Origin of the sequence: Pseudomonas sp. M2 (assembly GCF_015751845.1) — a bacterium.
In the GTDB taxonomy this organism is placed as follows: Bacteria; Pseudomonadota; Gammaproteobacteria; order Pseudomonadales; family Pseudomonadaceae; genus Aquipseudomonas; species Aquipseudomonas putida_E.
Map to the genome: position 1 here is coordinate 3,507,354 of NZ_JADOUD010000001.1, position 19,518 is coordinate 3,526,871.

Annotated in this window: 15 protein-coding genes; 1 reads left to right on the top strand and 14 read right to left on the bottom strand. The window is 63.1% G+C overall.

The features are described 5' to 3' along the window. Positions 1–5 precede the first annotated feature (5 nt). The 9 genes from IWW33_RS16265 to arcD (IWW33_RS16305) form a co-directional block, all read right to left on the bottom strand. The gene (locus IWW33_RS16265; RefSeq protein ID WP_196914298.1) at positions 6–1,382 is read right to left on the bottom strand and encodes an L-serine ammonia-lyase; all 1,377 of its coding nucleotides are present in this window, start codon (positions 1,380–1,382) and stop codon (positions 6–8) included. Positions 1,383–1,540: 158 nt separating this feature from the next. Further along, positions 1,541–4,396 (bottom strand): aminomethyl-transferring glycine dehydrogenase, encoded by a 2,856-nt coding sequence (gene gcvP / locus IWW33_RS16270; protein WP_119687725.1) that lies wholly within the window; start codon positions 4,394–4,396, stop codon positions 1,541–1,543. Between the two features lie 11 nt (positions 4,397–4,407). Next, complete coding sequence (gene gcvH / locus IWW33_RS16275; RefSeq protein ID WP_039603903.1) at positions 4,408–4,791, bottom strand: glycine cleavage system protein GcvH; 384 nt, start codon at positions 4,789–4,791, stop codon at positions 4,408–4,410. Positions 4,792–5,085: 294 nt separating this feature from the next. Then, positions 5,086–6,594: a sigma-54-dependent transcriptional regulator gene (locus IWW33_RS16280; protein WP_174141549.1), complete on the bottom strand. Its 1,509-nt coding sequence runs from the start codon at positions 6,592–6,594 to the stop codon at positions 5,086–5,088. A 149-nt stretch (positions 6,595–6,743) separates the two neighbouring features. Then, positions 6,744–7,112, bottom strand: a complete 369-nt coding sequence (locus IWW33_RS16285; RefSeq protein WP_012316039.1) for a DUF5064 family protein — start codon at positions 7,110–7,112, stop codon at positions 6,744–6,746. A gap of 56 nt (positions 7,113–7,168) precedes the next feature. Next, on the bottom strand, positions 7,169–8,098 hold the full coding sequence (gene arcC / locus IWW33_RS16290; RefSeq protein ID WP_115273960.1) for a carbamate kinase: 930 nt from the start codon (positions 8,096–8,098) through the stop codon (positions 7,169–7,171). Between the two features lie 141 nt (positions 8,099–8,239). After that, positions 8,240–9,250 carry an ornithine carbamoyltransferase gene (locus tag IWW33_RS16295; RefSeq protein ID WP_012316037.1) on the bottom strand — a complete coding sequence of 337 codons (1,011 nt, stop codon included), beginning with the start codon at positions 9,248–9,250 and terminating at the stop codon, positions 8,240–8,242. Between the two features lie 68 nt (positions 9,251–9,318). Then, positions 9,319–10,572 carry an arginine deiminase gene (gene arcA / locus IWW33_RS16300; protein WP_039604147.1) on the bottom strand — a complete coding sequence of 418 codons (1,254 nt, stop codon included), beginning with the start codon at positions 10,570–10,572 and terminating at the stop codon, positions 9,319–9,321. 32 nt (positions 10,573–10,604) lie between these two features. Next, positions 10,605–12,032, bottom strand: coding sequence for an arginine-ornithine antiporter (gene arcD, locus IWW33_RS16305; protein ID WP_046784424.1), 1,428 nt, complete (start codon positions 12,030–12,032; stop codon positions 10,605–10,607). A gap of 437 nt (positions 12,033–12,469) precedes the next feature. On the opposite strand from arcD (IWW33_RS16305), the gene arcD (IWW33_RS16310) reads away from it, so the two are divergent. After that, positions 12,470–13,897, top strand: a complete 1,428-nt coding sequence (gene arcD / locus IWW33_RS16310; RefSeq protein ID WP_046784423.1) for an arginine-ornithine antiporter — start codon at positions 12,470–12,472, stop codon at positions 13,895–13,897. Here arcD (IWW33_RS16310) and IWW33_RS16315 read toward each other — a convergent pair. From IWW33_RS16315 to IWW33_RS16335, 5 genes are all read right to left on the bottom strand, one after another. Continuing rightward, positions 13,883–14,290, bottom strand: a complete 408-nt coding sequence (locus tag IWW33_RS16315; RefSeq protein ID WP_174141548.1) for a YbaN family protein — start codon at positions 14,288–14,290, stop codon at positions 13,883–13,885. The genes arcD (IWW33_RS16310) and IWW33_RS16315 overlap by 15 nt on opposite strands. A 54-nt stretch (positions 14,291–14,344) precedes the next feature. Beyond that, positions 14,345–14,938: a biliverdin-producing heme oxygenase gene (locus IWW33_RS16320; protein WP_046784421.1), complete on the bottom strand. Its 594-nt coding sequence runs from the start codon at positions 14,936–14,938 to the stop codon at positions 14,345–14,347. 199 nt (positions 14,939–15,137) lie between these two features. Beyond that, a complete protein-coding gene (locus IWW33_RS16325; RefSeq protein WP_174141547.1) occupies positions 15,138–17,726 on the bottom strand; it encodes a TonB-dependent receptor in 2,589 nt (862 codons plus the stop codon). 126 nt (positions 17,727–17,852) lie between these two features. Beyond that, the gene (locus IWW33_RS16330) at positions 17,853–18,815 is read right to left on the bottom strand and encodes a FecR domain-containing protein (RefSeq protein WP_174141546.1); all 963 of its coding nucleotides are present in this window, start codon (positions 18,813–18,815) and stop codon (positions 17,853–17,855) included. A 90-nt stretch (positions 18,816–18,905) separates the two neighbouring features. Next, the gene (locus tag IWW33_RS16335; RefSeq protein WP_125924447.1) at positions 18,906–19,418 is read right to left on the bottom strand and encodes an RNA polymerase sigma factor; all 513 of its coding nucleotides are present in this window, start codon (positions 19,416–19,418) and stop codon (positions 18,906–18,908) included. Between the last annotated feature and the right edge of the window lie 100 nt (positions 19,419–19,518).

Consider the following 19,518-nt stretch of genomic DNA (forward strand, 5'->3'; position numbering starts at 1 on the left):
TCGGGTCAACATTCAATGATGTTGACGGCCAGACCGCCGCGGGCGGTCTCCTTGTATTTGCTTTTCATGTCGGCGCCGGTCTGGCGCATGGTGCGGATGACCTTGTCGAGCGACACGTAGTGCTGCCCGTCGCCACGCAGGGCCATGCGCACCGCATTGATGGCCTTGACCGAGCCCATGGCGTTGCGCTCGATGCAGGGCACCTGTACCAGCCCACCGATCGGGTCGCAGGTCAGCCCCAGGTTGTGCTCCATGCCGATTTCGGCGGCGTTTTCCACCTGTTGCACGCTGCCGCCCATCACTTCGCACAAGGCGCCGGCTGCCATCGAGCAGGCCACCCCGACTTCGCCCTGGCAGCCGACCTCGGCCCCGGAGATCGAGGCGTTTTCCTTGTACAGGATGCCAATGGCTGCGGCAGTCAGTAGAAAGCGCACGACGCCGTCTTCACTGGCGCCGGGGACGAAGCGCATGTAGTAGTGCAGTACTGCCGGCACGATGCCTGCCGCACCGTTGGTCGGTGCAGTGACCACGCGCCCGCCGTAGGCATTTTCCTCGTTGACCGCCAAGGCATACAGGTTGACCCAGTCAAGTACCGACAACGCGTCGCGCAGGTTGGTCTCCGGGTGCTGGCTGAGTTGGCGGTACAGTGCCGGTGCCCGGCGTTTGACCTTGAGCCCGCCCGGCAGGATGCCCTCGTGCCGGTAGCCGGCTGCGACGCAATCCTGCATCACCTGCCAGATCCGCAGCAGACCCGCTCGGGTTTCGGCCTCGGGGCGCCAGGCCGCCTCGTTGGCCAGCATCACCTGGCTCACCGACAGCTGCTGCGCGGTGCAATGCCCGAGCAGTTGCTTGGCAGTCTTGAACGGGTAGGCGAGTACGGTGCTGTCCTCGACGATGCGGTCTTGCCCGGCGGCCTCTTCGTCGACCACGAAACCGCCGCCCACCGAGTAGTACTCCCGGCTGCGGATTTGCAGGCCGGCGGCATCGAAGGCGCGGAAGATCATGCCGTTGGGGTGGTATGCCAAAGGCTTGCGGATCATCGCCAGGTGCTGCTTCTCGACGAAGGCGATGGTGTGTTCACCGAGCAGGTGCAGGTGGCCGCTTTCACGGATTGCCTGCAGGCGGGCGGGAATGGCTTCGGTGTCGACGGTATCGGGGTGCTCGCCTTCCAGGCCAAGCAGTACCGCCTTGTCGCTGCCATGGCCTTTGCCCGTGGCACCCAGTGAGCCGTACAGCTCGGCCTTGACGCTGGCGGTGCTGACCAGCAGGCCGTCACGGCGCAAGCCTTCGGCGAAACGCGCGGCAGCGCGCATCGGGCCGACCGTGTGGGAGCTGGAAGGGCCGATGCCGATCTTGAACAGGTCGAAGACGCTCAGTGACATGGTGCTTGCTCCTGACATATCCGGTTAACCCATTGGGGCTGCTGCGCAGCCCATCGCCGGCAAGCCGGCTCCTACAGGTACAGTGCTGGCCTCCAGAGCTGTGCGGTCCCGGTTGGAGCCGGCTTGCCGGCGATGGGCCGCGAAGCGGCCCCACGCGGTCAGGCGTCCTGATAGCTCTCGATCGACGGGCAGGCGCACACCAGGTTGCGGTCGCCGAACACGTTGTCGACCCGGCCCACAGGTGGCCAGTACTTGCCTTCCACCAGGCTTGGCAGCGGGTACACCGCCTGTTCGCGGCTGTAGCCGTGGGCCCACTCGCCAGCCAGCTCGGCAGCGGTGTGTGGAGCGTTCTTCAGCGGGTTGTCGTCCTTGTCCAGGCTACCGTTCTCCACGGCGCGAATCTCTTCGCGGATCTGGATCATCGCATCGCAGAAGCGGTCCAGTTCTTCCTTGGCCTCGCTTTCGGTCGGCTCGATCATCAGCGTGCCGGCTACCGGGAAGGACATGGTCGGGGCGTGGAAGCCGAAGTCGATCAGGCGCTTGGCCACGTCGTCGACGCTGATGCCGCTGGTGTCCTTGAGCGGGCGCAGGTCGAGGATGCACTCGTGGGCGACCAGGCCATTGCCGCCGGTATACAGAACAGGATAGTGCTCTTCCAGGCGGCGGGCGATGTAGTTGGCATTGAGGATCGCCATCTGCGAGGCACGCTTGAGGCCGGCACCACCCATCATGCGGATGTACATCCAGGTGATCGGCAGAATGCTGGCGCTGCCGAACGGTGCGGCGCATACCGCCCCGTCACGGTTCTGCAACTGAGCGTGGCCGGGCATGAACGGCGCCAGGTGCGACTTGACGCCGATCGGGCCGACGCCTGGGCCGCCACCGCCGTGCGGAATGCAGAAGGTCTTGTGCAGGTTCAGGTGCGAGACGTCGCCGCCGAACTTGCCCGGTGCGCACAGGCCGACCATGGCATTCATGTTGGCGCCGTCGATGTACACCTGGCCGCCGTTGTCGTGAATGATCGCGCAGATCTCGCCGATCGCTTCTTCGAACACGCCGTGGGTCGACGGGTAGGTGATCATGATCGCGGCCAGGCGCTCGCGGTGCTCGATGGCCTTGGCGCGCAGGTCCTCGACATCGACGTTGCCACGCGCGTCACACGCGGTGACCACGACGCGCATACCGGCCATGTGTGCGGTTGCCGGGTTGGTGCCATGAGCCGAGGAGGGGATCAGGCAGATGTCGCGATGGCTTTCGCCGCGGCTGCGGTGGTAGGCGCGGATGGCCAGGAGGCCCGCGTATTCGCCCTGGGAGCCGGCGTTGGGTTGCAGCGACACGGCGTCGTAGCCGGTGGCGGCGCAGAGCATGGCTTCCAGCTCGGTGGTCATCTGCAGGTAACCCTGGCTTTGCTCGGCCGGGGCGAACGGGTGCAGGTTGCCGAACTCGGCCCAGGTCACCGGGATCATTTCACTGGCGGCGTTGAGCTTCATGGTGCACGAGCCCAGCGGGATCATGCTGCGGTCCAGCGCCAGGTCCTTGTCGGCCAGGCGGCGCAGATAGCGCATCAGCTCGGTTTCGCTGTGGTAGCGGTTGAACACCGGGTGTTCGAGGATGGCCGACTGGCGTAGCAGGGCGGCAGGCAGGCGCGAGCCGGTGCTGGCGGCCAGGGCGGCGAAGTCCGGTTGTGCCTGTTGGCCACCGAACAGCTGCCACAGCGCCTCGACGTCAGCCTGGGTACTGGTTTCGTCGAGCGACAGGCCCAGGTGGGCGGCGTCGATCTGGCGCAGGTTGATGCGCTGGGCGCGTGCTTTGTCGTGCAGGCTTGCGGTAGCGCTGCCGGTGGCCAGGGTCAGGGTGTCGAACGCGGTTTTTCCGACCACTTGCACGCCGAGGGTTTTCAGGCCGGCAGCGAGGATCGCGGTCAGCGCGTGGGTGCGTTCGGCGATGCGCTTGAGGCCCGCAGGGCCGTGGTACACCGCGAACATGCTGGCAATGTTGGCCAGCAGCACCTGGGCGGTACAGATGTTGCTGGTGGCCTTCTCGCGGCGGATATGCTGCTCGCGGGTTTGCATGGCCAGGCGCAGGGCAGTCTTGCCGAAACGGTCGATCGACACACCGACCAGGCGGCCCGGCATGTCACGCTTGAATGCGTCGCGGGTGGCGAAGTAGGCCGCGTGCGGGCCGCCAAAGCCCAGTGGCACGCCAAAGCGCTGGGCGCTGCCGATGGCAACGTCTGCTTCGAACTCGCCCGGAGGGGTCAGCAGCGTCAGGGCCAGCAGGTCGGCGGCCACGGCGACAAGGGCGTTGGCGCCGTGCAAGCGTTGCACCAGCTCGCGGTAGTCGAACACCTCGCCATTGCTGGCCGGGTATTGCAGCAGCGCACCGAAGAAGGCGCTGACGTCATCGAGTTCACGCTCGTCGCCCACCACGATCTCGATACCCAGTGGTTCGGCACGGGTACGCAGGACGTCGAGGGTCTGCGGGTGGCAATGCACCGAGGCGAAGAAGGCATGGCTGGCCTTGTTCTTCGACAGGCGCTTGCAGAAGGTCATGGCCTCGGCTGCCGCGGTGGCTTCGTCGAGCAGGGAGGCGTTGGCGATCGGCAGGCCGGTCAGGTCGCTGATCAAGGTCTGGAAATTGAGCAAGGCTTCCAGGCGGCCTTGGGAGATTTCTGGCTGGTAAGGGGTGTAGGCGGTGTACCAGGCCGGGTTTTCCAGCAGGTTGCGCAGGATTGGCGCCGGGGTGTGGGTGTTGTAATAACCCTGCCCGATATAGTTCTTGAACAGCTGGTTTTTACCGGCGATAGCTTTCAGCGCGGCGAGGGCATCGGCCTCGCTCTGGCCGTCTTCGGCGCCCAGTACGCTGGTGCCCTTGATGGTGTCGGGGATGACTGCGGCGGTCATGGCCTCCAGCGAGTCGAAGCCCAGGGTGGCCAGCATGGCCTGCTCGTCTGCGGCGCGTGGGCCGATGTGGCGGGCGATGAATTCGTTGGCGGTGCCGAGGTTGATGGTCATCTTCGGGTTCCTCAGGCGTCGTCGTTGGCTTTGATCAGTCGGTCGTAGGCGTCCTGGTCGAGCAGGGCAGCCACTTCATTCATGTCGGCCGGAATGAAACGGAAGAACCAGCCTTCGCCCAGCGGGTCTTCGTTGACCAGCTCAGGGCTGTCGTTCAGGCCGTCATTGACGGCGACCACTTCACCGCTCAGAGGCATGTACACGCCGCTGGCGGCTTTGACCGACTCAACGGTGGAGGCTTCGGCACCTTTGTCGTATTGCTGCAGCTCCGGCAGTTGCACGTAGACCACATCGCCAAGGGCGTTCTGGGCGTAGGCGGTGATGCCTACGGTGACGCTACCGTCAGCTTCGACGCGCAGCCATTCGTGATCTTCGGTGAAACGCAACTCGCTCATGGGGAATCCTCGGGAAGCAGGGCGTTGGGCGCGGTGGGTTCGCGCTCTTGGGTTGGATTTCCCTAAGCAAAAATGCGGCCATAAGATAAAAATGCATTTAAATCAGTAAGTTACGTTTTTTGCGTAACAATGCACTCTCTTTCTTGGAATGAAAACGCTACAGATGTATGCGCTGGCAAAAGGTTTGGAGGATCAAACCCTTGCAAGCGGGGGCGGGAATGGCACTGTATCTTATTCGATACACTGTATTTAAATCGTTACGGTTCCTTGCGAGGAATGGCAATGCCAGGCAATTCAGGACTTGCCTGCAATTCCGTACTTGCGCAACCGCTGTGCAATTGCGGTATGCGATGTTTGTAGCCTGCCTGCCAGCTGCCGGGTCGAGGGATAACTGGCGTACAGCCGTTGCAGCAGTTCACGCTCGAAATCCCCCACCGCCTGTTCCAGGCTCGCAACCTCGCCATCCTGCCCACGCGCCACTGAGGTGCCGGCGATGTCCAGGTCGCCGATATCCACCAGGTTGCTTTCACAGATGGCCGCCGCGCGGAATATCACGTTTTGCAGCTGGCGTACGTTGCCCGGCCATGGGTTGGCCAATAGTGCCGAGTGCGTGGCCGGGGTCAGTCGGCAGGCCGGGCGCTGGATCTGCGTGCAGGCCTGCTGCATGAAGTAGTGCGCGAGCATCAGAATGTCCTGGCCACGGTCGCGCAAGGGCGGTACTTGCAGGTTGAGCACGTTGAGGCGGTAGAACAGGTCTTCCCGGAAGGTGCCTTCGGCGACCATGCGTTCCAGGTCGCGGTGGGTGGCGCTGATGATGCGCACATCCACCTTCACCTCGCGGTCGCCGCCCACCCGGCGGAAGCTGCCGTCACTGAGAAAACGCAACAGCTTGGCTTGCAAGTACGGCGACATTTCGCCGATCTCGTCGAGAAATACCGTGCCCTGGTTGGCCAGCTCCATCAGCCCGGGTTTGCCACCGCGCTGGGCGCCGGTGAAGGCGCCTGGGGCGTAGCCGAACAGTTCGCTCTCGGCCAGGCTCTCGGGCAGCGCGGCGCAGTTGAGGGCCAGGAAAGGCGCCGCTTGCCGGCTGCTGATGGCATGGCAGGCGCGGGCCACCAGTTCCTTGCCGGTGCCGGTCTCGCCATGTACCAGCAGGGGCGCATCCAGGGCCGCCACGCGCAGGGCGCGGGCCTTGAGGGTGCGGATGGCCGGGGACTCGCCGAGCAGCCCATCGAAGCCTTCGGCATGGTCGTGGTGCAGGGCCGAAAGACGCTCGCCCATGCGGTTGGGCGGGTACAGGGTCAACAGGCCGCCGGCGTTGGTGATGGGCGTGGCGTCCAGCAGCAGGCTCTGGCCGTTGAGTTGCATCTCGCGCATCGGCAGGTGGAAGTTGTTGTCCAGCAGGGCCTGCAGCAGGGCGGGGTCACCGAACAGTTCGCCAACAGACCGCCCCGCTGACTCACGACCGCACAGGGCGATCAGCGCGGGGTTGGCCAGCAGCACCAGGCCTGCACTGTCGACGGCCAGCACCGGGTCGCTCATGGCGGCCAGCAGGGCATCGAGCTGCAGGTGGCGGCGCTGGCCAGGGAGGATATCGACCACGTCCACCGACTGTACCCCATGTACTTCGAACAGCGCGTCGTGCAGTTCTTCGAGAACGGCGGGGCTGAGGGTCGGAGCGTCGATGTAGACGTTCGGCGGTACCATTTCTACGGCGTCCAGGTTGAGGTTGCGGGCACCGAGCAGGGCGAGGACTTCCTGGGTGATGCCGACGCGGTCGATGAAGCTGACGTGGATGCGCATGGGGAGGCGGGGGGTTATGGCCGGGGAGGGCAGTAGTATGCCTTGGGAGCAGTGTTAAACCCAATCGCCGGCAAGCCGGCTGCCACAGGTACTCCGCAGAACCTGAGGCAGCGGGGTACCTGTGGCAGCCGGCTTGCCGGCGATTGGGTTCACTCTAAATGTTCAGGCTTGATCGAGTCGCCGGACTTCACATCCAGCTTGGCGCGGATGTCCTCGAACATCTGGTCGTAGATCTTGTGCGGTGAACCGAGCGTTTCGAATTTCTTGTGCGGTGGCAGGTGTGACTGGGCCTTGCGGCTTAGCACCATCAAAAAGCTCGGCAAGACCTGATCTTTGGGCAGGTAAAACTTTTCATCCACCGGCTTGCCTTCGATGCTGCCATGCAAGCGGAACTGGATACCTCGGCCTTCCCTGGGATCCTGAGTCGCTTCGTACTCGATGTTGAGGTCGTAGCTGTGGTCATTGGCGTTCAGCGCAGTGCGCTCGATATGCACGTGACCAGGTTGGTACTGGGCCATGGCGGAATCCTCCGGAGGGTCGAAAATGGCGGGCGGCCTGCGCCCGCCTACTGCATTCAACGGTAGCTGATGCCTGGCTTGGCCGTTGAAACACGGGTGCCGGCGGTGCCTTTGACGATGTCCTCGATATTCTCCAGCGAGCTGATCACTGCGACCTTGCCGGTGGCGCGGGCGAAATCGCTGGCGGCCTGCACCTTCGGCCCCATGGAGCCGGCGGCGAAGCCCAGGCGTTCGAGCTCGTCGGGGTGGGCCTGGGCAATGGCTTTTTGCGTAGGCTTGCCCCAGTCAATGTAAGCCGCATCGACGTCAGTGGCGATTATCAGAAGGTCGGCTTCCAGTTGCTCGGCCAGCAGCGCCGAGCACAGGTCCTTGTCGATGACCGCTTCGATACCTTTGAGCTTGCGGTTTTCATCGTACATGGTGGGGATGCCGCCACCGCCTGCGCAGATCACGATGCTGTTTTTTTCCAGCAGCCACTTGATCGGGCGGATCTCGAAGATGCGCTTGGGTTTGGGGCTGGCCACCACACGGCGGTATTTGTCGCCGTCGGCTTTGACCACCCAGCCTTTTTCCTTGGCCAGGCGTTCGGCTTCTTCCTTGCTGTAGACCGGGCCGATGAACTTGGTCGGGTCCTTGAAGGCCGGATCGTTGGCATCGACTTCGACCTGGGTCAGCAGGGTGGCGAACGGCACTTCGAACGCCAGCAGGTTACCCAGCTCCTGTTCGATCATGTAACCGATCATGCCTTCGGTTTCGGCACCGAGCACGTCCAGCGGATAGGCTTCGTCGGGTTTGTACGACAGCGCCTGTAATGACAGCAAGCCAACCTGGGGACCGTTACCGTGGGCGATGACCAGTTCGTTGCCGGGGTGAATCTTGGCGATCTGCTCGGTGGCGGTGCGGATATTGGCGCGCTGGTTGTCAGCGGTCATGGGCTCGCCGCGGCGCAGCAGGGCGTTGCCGCCCAATGCAACAACGATTCGCATGGGAATGTCCTTTGCGAAGATGGGGGGAGCGCCTCGTTTCTGTGTGGGAGCCGGCTTGCCGGCGATCACCGGCGAAGCCGGTGCCATGCACCGTGTTGCCTGCATCGCCGGCAAGCGGCTCCCACACTACCGAGGTGCTTATCAGAGATCAGCCAGGGTCGACACCAGGATCGCCTTGATCGTGTGCATGCGGTTTTCCGCCTGTTCGAAGGCGATGCAGGCGGGCGACTCGAACACGTCGTCGGTCACTTCGATGCCATTGGCCAGGTCCGGATACTGTTCGGCGATCTGCTTGCCGACCTTGGTCTCGGAGTTGTGGAACGCCGGCAGGCAGTGCATGAATTTGGTCCGCGGATTGCCGGTGGACTTCATCAGTTCCGTGTTCACCTGATAGGGTTTGAGCTGCTTGATGCGCTCGCCCCAGGCTTCGATCGGCTCACCCATCGACACCCAGACGTCGGTGTGCACGAAGTCCACGCCTTTGACCGCAGCTTTCGGGTCTTCGGTAAGGGTGATGCGTGCACCGCTTTCCTCAGCGTACTGCTTGCAGCGCTCGACCAGGTCGTCATGCGGCCACAGCGCCTTGGGCGCAGCGATCCGCACGTCCATACCGAGCTTGGCGCCGATCAGCAGCAGCGAGTTGCCCATGTTGTTGCGGGCGTCGCCCAGGTAGGCATAGCTGATGTCGTGCAGCGGCTTGTCGCTGTGCTCACGCATGGTCAGCACGTCGGCGATCATCTGGGTCGGGTGGTACTCGTCGGTCAGGCCGTTGAACACCGGCACCCCGGCGAACTTGGCCAGCTCTTCGACGATTTCCTGCTTGAAGCCGCGATACTCGATGGCATCGTACATGCGCCCGAGTACGCGGGCGGTGTCTTTCATGCTTTCTTTGTGGCCGATCTGCGAAGAGTTGGGATCGATGTAGGTGACATTGGCGCCTTGGTCATAGGCGGCCACTTCGAAGGCGCAGCGGGTGCGGGTCGAGGTTTTCTCGAAGATCAGGGCGATGTTGTTGCCCTTCAGGTGCTGCTGTTCGGTACCGGTGTATTTGGCACGCTTGAGGTCGCGGGACAGGTCCAGCAGGTACTTCAGCTCGCGGGTGCTGTGGTGTTCGAGGCTGAGCAGGTTGCGGTTATGGATGTTGAACGCCATGGTGATTCTCCTTGAGTTCGGTAATCGGCCCGGCCACCGCCTTGTGGGGGCAGCCGGGAAAATGGTCGTTAGTAATCGATGGGGTCACGCACGATCGGGCAGGTCATGCAGTGGCCGCCGCCACGGCCCCGGCCAAGCTCGCCGGCGCTGATGGTGATGACCTCGATGCCGGCCTTGCGCAGCAGGGTGTTGGTGTAGGTGTTGCGGTCGTAGCCGATGACCACGCCAGGCTCCACCGCCACCACGTTGTTGCCGTCATCCCACTGTTCGCGCTCGGCGGCGAAGCTGTTGCCGCCGGTCTCGACCACGCGCAGCTTGACGCCCAGTTGCTCGCCCACCACTTCGATGAACGACTTGTTCTCGCGGCGCACGTCCATGCCGTAGGGCTTGCTTTCGTCCGGGCGGATGATGAACGGCACGATTTCTTTCACCACTTCGGGGAAGATCGTGACCAGGTCGCGGTCGCAGAAGCTGAATACCGTGTCCAGGTGCATCGCCGCGCGGGACTTCGGCAGGCCGGCGACGATGACCTTTTCCACTGCACCCTTGGCGAACAGGTTTTGCGCCAGCTGCCCGATGGCCTGGCGTGAAGTGCGCTCGCCCATGCCGATGAGCACGATGCCTTTGCCGATCGGCATCACGTCACCGCCTTCAAGGGTGGCGTTGCCGTGGTCTTTGTCCGGGTCGCCGTACCAGACCTGGAAGTCGGCACCGGTGAATTGCGGGTGGAATTTGTAGATGGCAGTGGTCAGCAGCGTTTCCTGGCGTCGCGCCGGCCAGTACATCGGGTTCAGCGTGACGCCGCCATAGATCCAGCAGGTGGTGTCGCGGGTGAACTGGGTGTTCGGCAGCGGTGGCAGAATGAAACTTGAGTGGCCCAGGTAATCGTTGTACATCTTGACCACGTCGGCGCCTTCGCTCTGCGGCAGGTCCTGGCCGGCCACACCGCCGATCAGGAACTCGGCCAGGTGGCGCGGCTCGAGGCCTTCGAGCCAGCTGCGCACTTCGTTGGTCAGGCCGACACCTACGGTGTCAGGGGTGATCTTGCGGTCAAGGATCCACTTCAGCGCGTCTTTGTTCTGCACGATGTCGGTCAGCAGGTTGTGCATCTCAAGCACATCCACGCCGCGCTCGCGCATCTTGGTGACGAAGTCGAAATGGTCGCGTTTGGCCTGGTCGACCCAGATCACATCATCGAACAGCAGTTCGTCGCAGTTGCTCGGGGTCAGGCGCTTGTGCGCAAGCCCTGGGGCGCAAACCATTACCTTGCGCAGCTTGCCGGCTTCGGAGTGCACACCGTACTTCTGTTTTTCAGCGGACATGGTTCTTTCCTCCAATTGAGCGAAGACGTGGGTCACAGGGTCAGGAAGCCGTCATACAGGCCATAGGCCGCCACCAGGGCGCCGATGACCACAGCTGCGAAGATCAGTTTTTCCACGTTGGTGAAGATCGGTTGGCCAATTTCACGCTTGGCCTTGGCAAACAGGATGACGCCAGGGGCATACAGCAGGGCGGAGAGCAGCAGGTACTTCATGCCGCCTGCATACAGCAGCCAGATGGCGTAGATCAGTGCGATGGCGCCGATGAGCAGGTCTTTGCTGCGTTCGCTGGCAGCCTGCTCGTAGGTTTCACCGCGCATGGCCAGCAGGAAGCCATAGGCTGCCGACCACAGGTAGGGCACCAGGATCATCGAGGTGGCGAGGTAGATCAGTGACAGGTAGGTGCTCGCGGAGAACAGCGTGATCACCAGGAAGATCTGCACCATGGCGTTGGTAAGCCACAGGGCGTTGGCCGGCACCTGGTTGGCATTCTCGCGGCGCAGGAACTCCGGCATGGTGTGATCCTTCGCAGCGGCGAACATGATCTCGGCGCACAGCAGCACCCACGACAGCAATGCGCCGAGCAGCGAGATGATCAGGCCGACGCTGATCAGCACCGCGCCCCAGTGGCCGACCACATGCTCCAGCACGGCAGCCATCGACGGGTTTTGCAGTTTGGCCAGTTCCGGTTGAGTCATCACGCCCAGCGAGAGCACGTTGACCAGCACCAGGAACAGCAACACGGTGATGAAGCCAATGACTGTGGCCTTGCCCACGTCGGCGCGTTTTTCCGCCCGTGAGGAGAAGATGCTCGCACCCTCGATGCCGATGAACACCCAGACGGTGACCAGCATCATGTTGCGCACCTGGTTCATCACGCTGCCCAGCTCCGGCGTGCCGGTGGCCCAGATGTCGGCGGTGAAGATGTCGAGGCGGAAGGCGAACACGCAGATCAGCGCGAACAGCACCAGCGGTACCACCTTGGCAACGGTGGTGACCAGGTTGATGAACGCCGCTTCCTTGATGCCGCGCAGTACCAGGAAGTGCACCGCCCACAGCAACACCGAGGCGCCGATGACGGCAGCGGGGGTGTTGCCTTCACCGAAGATGGGGAAGAAGTAGCCCAGGGTACTGAACAGCAGCACGAAGTAACCGACGTTGCCCAGCCAGGCGCTGATCCAGTAGCCCCACGCCGAGGAGAAGCCCATGTAGTCGCCGAAGCCGGCCTTGGCGTAGGCGTATACCCCGCCGTCCAGATCAGGTTTGCGGTTGGCCAGGGTCTGGAACACGAAAGCCAGGGTCAGCATGCCGACTGCGGTGATCGCCCAGCCGATCAGTACGGCGCCAACCCCTGCGCTGGCGGCCATGTTTTGCGGCAGCGAGAAAATACCGCCGCCAATCATCGAACCGACGACGAGTGCAACGAGTGCGCCGAGTTTTAGTTTTCCGGAAGAATCAGACATTTAACAACTCCGTACCAGGAGAAAGTTGACCACAGAATAAATCCGTCGCCTGGGCCATGATCTGACTTGGATCAGTTCATGGCGTTGTGAAGTAGGAAATTTCCTTCACTTGACTCCTGGAGAGTGCCGACAGCCCTGTTGCAGGCCCCGTGCGCTGGCACCTCCATGTACAACCAGAGCAAACGCTCTGTTCAGCCTGCGAACTCTGAAGCTAGCCGCTTTTGCCGTTTTCGCAAACTTTTCTCAATAAATTCCATGGGTAATCGAGGTTGATAAAGTTGCACGTCGGACAAGCGTTTATCTGGGGCGACCGGTATAGACAAAAGAGTTATTAGTGCTATAGCTTTAATGGCTTTGTCTATTATAAGTAGCCGTATCTATATGCAGATAAAGCTGTTTCAGCGATGTGACAGCACGCACAAAAGACGAGGAATCGCATGAGCGAACCAGGACAGAAACTGCGCCTCGGCGCGTTGATCGCACTGGTGGTCGGTTCGATGATTGGTGGCGGCATCTTCTCGTTGCCGCAGAACATGGCGGCGCGCGCGGATGTTGGTGCTGTGCTGATTGGCTGGGGTATCACCGCAGTGGGCATGCTGGCGCTGGCCTTCGTGTTCCAGACTTTGGCCAACCGCAAGCCTGAGCTGGATTCAGGGGTGTATGCCTATGCCAAGGCAGGTTTTGGCGATTACATGGGCTTTTCCTCGGCCTGGGGCTACTGGATCAGCGCCTGGCTGGGCAACGTCGGCTACTTCGTGCTGCTGTTCAGTACACTGGGCTTTTATTTCCCGGTGTTCGGTGAGGGCAATACGCCCATTGCCATCGGCTGTGCCTCATTGCTGTTGTGGTCGGTGCACTTTCTGGTGCTGCGTGGCATCAAGGAAGCGGCGTTCATCAACCAGGTAACCACCGTGGCCAAGGTGGTGCCGCTGCTGATCTTCATCGTCATCGCCGCCTTCGCCTTCCGCGCCGACATCTTTACCCGGGATATCTGGGGCGTTAGCAACCCGCAGTTCGGTAATGTGCTGGACCAGGTGCGCAACATGATGCTGGTCACCGTATTCGTGTTCATCGGCATCGAAGGCGCCAGTGTCTATTCGGGGCGGGCGCTGCGCCGCACGGATGTGGGCAAGGCCACGGTGATCGGTTTTCTCGGCGTACTGGCGCTGCTGGTGCTGGTCAACGTGCTGTCGCTGGGGGTGATGACCCAGCCGGAACTGGCCGGGCTGCAGAACCCCTCACTGGCATCGGTGCTTGAGCACATCGTCGGGCCCTGGGGCGCGTTGCTGATCAGCATCGGCCTGGCAGTTTCGCTGCTCGGCGCCTTGCTCTCGTGGGCACTGCTGTGCGCCGAAATCCTCTTCGCCACGGCACGGGACAAGACCATGCCGCGCTTTTTGGCCAAGGAAAATGCCAACCATGTGCCGGCCAATGCCCTGTGGCTGACCAACTGCATGATCCAGGGGTTCTTGCTGATCACCTTGGTTTCGGCGGGTACCTACACCAGCCTGATCTACCTGGCGTCGTCGATGATCCTGGTGCCGTACCTGTGGTCGGCCGCCTACGCGGTGCTCTTGGCGCTGCGCGGGGAGAGTTATGCCGGGCAAGAGGGGCTGCGCCGCAAGGACCTGTTGGTGGCGTTGGTGGCGCTGGTGTATGCGCTTTGGCTGTTGTATGCCGGTGGGCTCAAGTACCTGCTGCTGTCGGCATTGCTGTATGCGCCAGGGGTGATCCTGTTCGCCCGGGCCAAGCGTGAACAAGGCCAGGTGCTGTTCACCACGTGGGAGAAGTTGATCTTCGCGGCGGTGCTGATTGGCGCTGCCCTGGCAGCGTATGCGCTGTATTCAGGGCTACTGAGCCTGTGACGCAGGCGGGCATGCCTGCTCTGGCCGTGACCAGATCCACAGGTTGCCCAGGGCCATGCCGGTGATGGCCAGAAATACCGGCCAGCGATGGTCAAAGAAGGCCAGCATCAGGCCTGCGCACACCAGCATGCTGAGGGTTGCACTGACCTTTGCCCGGCGCTTGATCACCTTGCCATTGCGCCAGTTGAACAGGATAGGCCCGAACAGCCGGTGGTTCTCCAGCCATGCCGACAGGCGCGGCGAGCTGCGTGTCGCTGCCCAGGCAGCCAGGAGGATGAACTCGGTGGTCGGCAGGCCAGGAATGACGATGGCGACCAGGCCGATACCCAAGCTTACGTAAGCCAGGATGCCATACAGCAGGCGCGACAGTTTCGAGCGGGCAGGTCGGGTCATGGTCTCACTGCACAAAACGGTCCGGCCACCGGAAGGGTGGCCGGGTTAAGCGTATCAGGCCAGCGCGCTGTCGGCGGCGTAAGCATGCTTGAGCAGTTCGGTGAAGCGCTCGAAGGCGGCCACTGCGCCGCGCTCGGCAGCAGCGTCTTCTTCGGCAGACAGCGCCAGGCCATCGAGGGTTCGGGTGAACTGCTTCCAGCCCTCGGCGCGGCCACCGGCCGGTTCGCCCAGGTGGCGGGCGCCAAAGCTGTCGGACAGCTCCAGGGCCACGGCCCGCTTGATCAGAAACGCGGCGCCCAGTTTGGAGCCTTCGGAGACGAAGATCCAGCCCAACGCTTCTGCCAGGCTTGGGTCGTGCAAGGCGCCGGGTACTGCAGCCGGTACTTCGGTATCGAGGTCGGCGAGGTCCAGGCGGGCTTGATCGGCGCGGCAGCGCTGGGCCAGGTCAGGCACGATGGCGATCAGTTTCGGGTCGTTGTACAGGGCCTGCAGTTCGGACTGGAATAGGTACTGGGCGACGACGAAACGGGCGAAACTCTCGCGGCTGTCGAACGGTGCGTGGGATTTGACCAGGGCGTCGAGCTCGGTGTGCGGGGCGTGGGTGACCTGGTTGAGGCGTTGCGAGCGCAGGGCTGGGCGGTCGGTCATGGGGTGTCCTTGGGAATTTGGGGCGTCTAGTGACAAGACGAAACAGAGGGGTGGGGAGAGTAAAAAAACCAGTTTTTTGTGTTGTCGGTTCCGGCCCTGTCGCCAGCAAGGTGGCCCCCACAGGGTACCCACTGCCCTCAGGTTCAGTGGCGTAGCCGTGGGGGCTTGCCGGCGATAGGGCCAGTACCGATCAGCTCAGTCAGATATCCCACACCACATTGATGGCGAAGTTGCGCCCTGGCATGGTCAGGCGGTCAAGGTTGGCCGGCTGGGTCACGCCCGCCTCACCCTGGCCGTCGTAGCCGCGCACCGAATCCCACTGCCAGTATTTCTTGTCGGTCAGGTTGTACAGCCCAGCGTTGACCGTTACGTCGTCGGTCACCTTGTAGAAACCGCTCAGGTCCAGCACGCCGTAGCCAGGGGTACGGAACTGCGAGCTCTGGCCGTCCGGGGCGAAGAACGTGGTGTCGTCGACGCGGGTCTTGCGCTTGACAACGGTCCAGCTCAGCAGGCCGCCGTAGTTCGGTTGCTCGTAACCCAGGCCGAACACGCCGGTCAGTGGGTTGACGCTGTTCAGCGGCTGGCCGTTGTCATCGTTGCGGCCGTTGGCGTATGCGATCGAGCCTTGGGTGTAGAGGCCCTCTGGCGCACCGAAGTGGTCGAGGTTGAGGCGGCCCTTGACCTCGGCACCCTTGATGGTGGCGTGCTTGATGTTGTTGGCCTGGAAGGTGGTTTCCAGGTTGGCCGACTGCACGGCGTCTTCGTCGATGAAGTCGCGGTACTTGTTGTAGAAGACCGCAGCGCTGAAGTTACCGGCATCGAAGTTGCCGCGCAGGCCGGTCTCGTAGCTCTTGCTCTTCTCCGGCTCAAGCCCGGGGTTGCCCTGCACGCTGTAGCCCAGTGTCGGGTTCTCGAAGCGGCCGTACATCGACTTGGCTGTCGGCGTGCGGAAGCCTTCGGCGTACTGGCCGTACCAGGTGTAGTTGTCGTTGAAAGCGTAGGTCAGGCCGAACTTGGGCGACACGCGGTGCCACTTCTTGTCCGAGTCGTCGAGGGCGCCTGGCGCAGCGCCCGAGCCCTGAATGCCACGCAGGAACGCGTCGGTGAACTTGGGCTCCATGCGCGTGTAGTCGTAGCGGGCACCGGGCATGAAGGTCCAGTTGTTCCAGCGGATCTCATCCTGCACGAACAGGCTGTAGGTGTTGATGGTCGGGTCCGGGAAATCGCTGACCAGGGCCTGGCCGTCGCGCGAGCTGTCCTGGCCGATGGCGGTGCAGCTACCGCCAATGGCCACACAGGTGCCGGAGCCGCTGCGTGAGCCGGTCACTTCTTCATGCTTTATGGTGGTGCCGTAGGTCAGCAGGTGATCGGTCTGGCCGATGCTGAAGGCTTTGTCCAGCTGGGCATCGAACACCCATTGGCGGTCCTTGTAGGTGGTCTGGCGGTCGCGCAGCACCTGCCGCCCCGACGCGACATACAGCTCATCGGTGCGCTGGTCGGTCTTGGCGATCTGGTAGTTCAGGCTCCATTTCACATGGTCGGCGACCAGGCTGTCGAGGCCGAACTCGTGGTTGATGCCGAAGCGCTCGCGGGTGACGGTGTCGTTGCCCTGGCGCATGCGGTAGGAGTTCATGGCACCTAAGCCTGGAATGAACGGGCCGCCCACGGCACTGAGGATGTTCTGGTCACGGTCATCCTTGTAGCGTTCATAGGTGAAGCCCAGGCGCGCGTCGTCGGCGTAGTTCCAGCCAAGCTTGGCCAGCACGTTGGTGGTGCGCACGTCTTCCGGGTTGGCTTCGGTGCGCGACAGGCCGCTGCCGCCATGCTCGCCGTAGGATTCGGTTTCGTGGCCGTTGCGCTGGCTGACGTGCAAAAGGCCGTCGAAGTCGCCCTGGCGGCCGGCCACGGTGGCGGAGGTCAGCCAGCTGTCGTCGGCCGAGCTGTAGCCGGTCTTCAGGCGCGCGCCGACATCCTTGCCGGGCTTGATGATGTCGTCCGGGTCCAGGGTGAAGTAGCTCACCGCACCGCCGATGGCATTGCTGCCGTACAGCACCGAGGCCGGGCCGCGGAGGATTTCCACGCGCTTGACGATCTCGGGGTCGACGTAGTTGCGCTGGGTCTGGGCGTAGGGGCCGTAGAAGAAGCTGTCAGGGATCGACACACCGTCGATCTGGGTCAGCACGCGCTCACCGTCGATGCCACGGATGTTGTAACCGTTCAGGCCGCTGCGCTGGCCGGTGCCACCGACCGACACGCCTGGCTCATAGCGCACCAGTTCCTGGATGTTATTGACGTTCTGCCGGTCCAGTTGCTCGCGTGTCTGCACACTCACGGTGCTCGGCACCTGGCTGACGTCCTGGGCGCTGCGCGTGGCGCTGACGGTCATCTGCTGCAGGGCGATGGCATTGCCTGCCGATTGGCGTTCGAGCACTACATTGCCGTTGCCGATCTTGCGATAGCCCAGGCCGGTACCTTGCAGCAGTTGTTTCAGTGCCGCTTCCGGAGGCAGCGAGCCGCGGACACCTGGCGAAGCCACACCGTCGGCCAGTTCGGCGCTGAAGCCCACCTGCCAGCCGGTCACCTGGCTGAAGGCGTTGATGGCCTCGACCAAGGGCTGCTGGGCGATGCTGAAGCGGTAGTCGCCCATGCGCGGGCTTGTCGCGTGCGCAGGTTCTGCGGCCAGCGCCGGCAGGCCGCAGGCGCCACTGGCGAGCAAGGCCAGGGTCAGCAGGGACAATTGGCCGGTACGGCGGGGAAGGGGGGACGGGCGAGTTGGACCTGTGGACATCGAAAGCGCTCCCTGACGCGCGAACTGTTATAGGTGATGACCGTTCCTGTTTTGAAACAAGAATCAGTTGCATTGGCTATAACGAGACGGACGGGGAAGCGCGATCGCGTAAAAATAATTTTCAGGTCAGTTGAGAATGACCAGCGCGGGATACTCGTGCAGCCGCGTTGACGTGATGTGCGCCAGGGCGCGCAAGGTCTCCAGCGGCTGGTCGAGGCGGTAGTTGCCGGTCACCGCCATGTCGTCCAGGTGGGCATTGCGGTTGATGATCCAGCCTGGGTAATAGCGCCGCACTTCGGCCAGCACCTGGCTAAGCGGGCAGTTCTCGAACACCAGGCGCCCATCGACCCAGGCCAGGTCCTTGTGCATGTCCGGGCGCTGGCGCTGGCCGAAGCCTTGCGGGCCGACGCTGATGCTGTCGCCGGCGCTCAGGCGGATACGCTGGTCGCTGGCGGCCTGCAGGTCGACGTCGCCGCGCTGCACCCGGACCTGTGCCTCACCATCGAGGTAGCGCACGGCAAAATCGGTGTCGCGCACCTGTGCCCGCAGCGGGCCGGCCTGAACTTCCAGTGGTGGTTGGGTGCCACCGGGTACCTGGAAATACGCCTCGCCTTGTAGCAACCGCGCCACCTGACGGCCTTCGCGCACGTCGCTGGCGAAAGCCGAGTTGGTGTTGAGCAGCACCTTGGCCCCGTCATCGAGCTGCAGGCGCTGGCGTTCGCCCACCACGGTCAGGTGGTCGGCCTGCAGGCGCATCGGCAAGTTGCCCACGGTGAACAGCCCGACCAGCAGTACTGCGGCGGTCGCCAGGGGTTTCCAGTGAGCCCGCAGACGCCCGCGTACAGAGCGGCGCCGCACCTGATGCATTTGTGTGGCGGCCTGGCGCACCGGCGTGCCGTTCCACAGGGCTTCGGCTTCGACGTAGGCCACGGCGTTTTCCGGCGCGGCGCTGAGCCACTGCTCGAAGGCCAGCGTGTCCGCTTCGGTGGCGCATTGCAGGCGGACCAGCCAGTCCAGCGCCTCGTCCATCGCACGGGCGCGGGCGTCGGGCCCTGCGGTCGGCGGGCGAGGGGCGGGGCTGTCGGTCACGGTGAATCCTTGAAATGATTTTCCCGAATGATCAAGGCTAAGTCGGGGCGTGGCAAGCGCTTCGCCGAGCTCGGGTGGCCAGCGGTCGTCTTACTTCAGGCGTTCGGCCACACCCATGCAGATTGCCATGATCAGTTTCAGCTCCTTCTGGACCGTGCTGGCCGAGACATTGAGTTGCTCGGCAACTTCCACGTAGCTGGCACCGTGCAGGCGGCTGAGGATGAAAATGCGCTGCTGACGCTCACTCAACTGGTTGAGGCTGACGCTCAGGTGCTTGAGCAGTTGCTCGGCGTGTGCGGCATCCTCGCTGCTGCTCAGCGGCGCGGCGACGTTGTGCAGGATTTCTTCGGGCACATCGTCGACCAGCATGCGCGATTGCACCCGGCGCGTGCGCAGATGGTCCAGGGCCAGGTTTCGCGCGGTCTGGAAGACGAAGGGCTCGAGGTGTTCGATGGGCCGCTCCCCCAAGGCGCGGGACACTCGCAGGTAGGTTTCCTGCAGCAGGTCCTCGGCGGTGCTGGGGTTGCCGACCATGCGCTGCAAGGTTCGCAATAGGGGGAGGCGCTGAACGAGGAAGACAGAGTTGAACCGGGACTGACTCACAGGGGGACCTGGCCGACGAAAGGTGAATGATAATGCTTATCATCTTGCCTGAAGGTCAAGCCTGGAAGTGTTAGGAAAAGGTAAAGATTGTCGGTAGGAG

Coding starts and splice junctions, on each gene's coding strand:
- IWW33_RS16265 (WP_196914298.1), bottom strand. CDS start 1,382: ATGTCACTGAGCGTCTTCGACCTGTTCAAGATCGGCATCGGCCCTTCC.
- gcvP (WP_119687725.1), bottom strand. CDS start 4,396: ATGACCATCAACCTCGGCACCGCCAACGAATTCATCGCCCGCCACATC.
- gcvH (WP_039603903.1), bottom strand. CDS start 4,791: ATGAGCGAGTTGCGTTTCACCGAAGATCACGAATGGCTGCGCGTCGAA.
- IWW33_RS16280 (WP_174141549.1), bottom strand. CDS start 6,594: ATGCGCATCCACGTCAGCTTCATCGACCGCGTCGGCATCACCCAGGAA.
- IWW33_RS16285 (WP_012316039.1), bottom strand. CDS start 7,112: ATGGCCCAGTACCAACCTGGTCACGTGCATATCGAGCGCACTGCGCTG.
- arcC (WP_115273960.1), bottom strand. CDS start 8,098: ATGCGAATCGTTGTTGCATTGGGCGGCAACGCCCTGCTGCGCCGCGGC.
- IWW33_RS16295 (WP_012316037.1), bottom strand. CDS start 9,250: ATGGCGTTCAACATCCATAACCGCAACCTGCTCAGCCTCGAACACCAC.
- arcA (WP_039604147.1), bottom strand. CDS start 10,572: ATGTCCGCTGAAAAACAGAAGTACGGTGTGCACTCCGAAGCCGGCAAG.
- arcD (WP_046784424.1), bottom strand. CDS start 12,032: ATGTCTGATTCTTCCGGAAAACTAAAACTCGGCGCACTCGTTGCACTC.
- arcD (WP_046784423.1), top strand. CDS start 12,470: ATGAGCGAACCAGGACAGAAACTGCGCCTCGGCGCGTTGATCGCACTG.
- IWW33_RS16315 (WP_174141548.1), bottom strand. CDS start 14,290: ATGACCCGACCTGCCCGCTCGAAACTGTCGCGCCTGCTGTATGGCATC.
- IWW33_RS16320 (WP_046784421.1), bottom strand. CDS start 14,938: ATGACCGACCGCCCAGCCCTGCGCTCGCAACGCCTCAACCAGGTCACC.
- IWW33_RS16325 (WP_174141547.1), bottom strand. CDS start 17,726: ATGTCCACAGGTCCAACTCGCCCGTCCCCCCTTCCCCGCCGTACCGGC.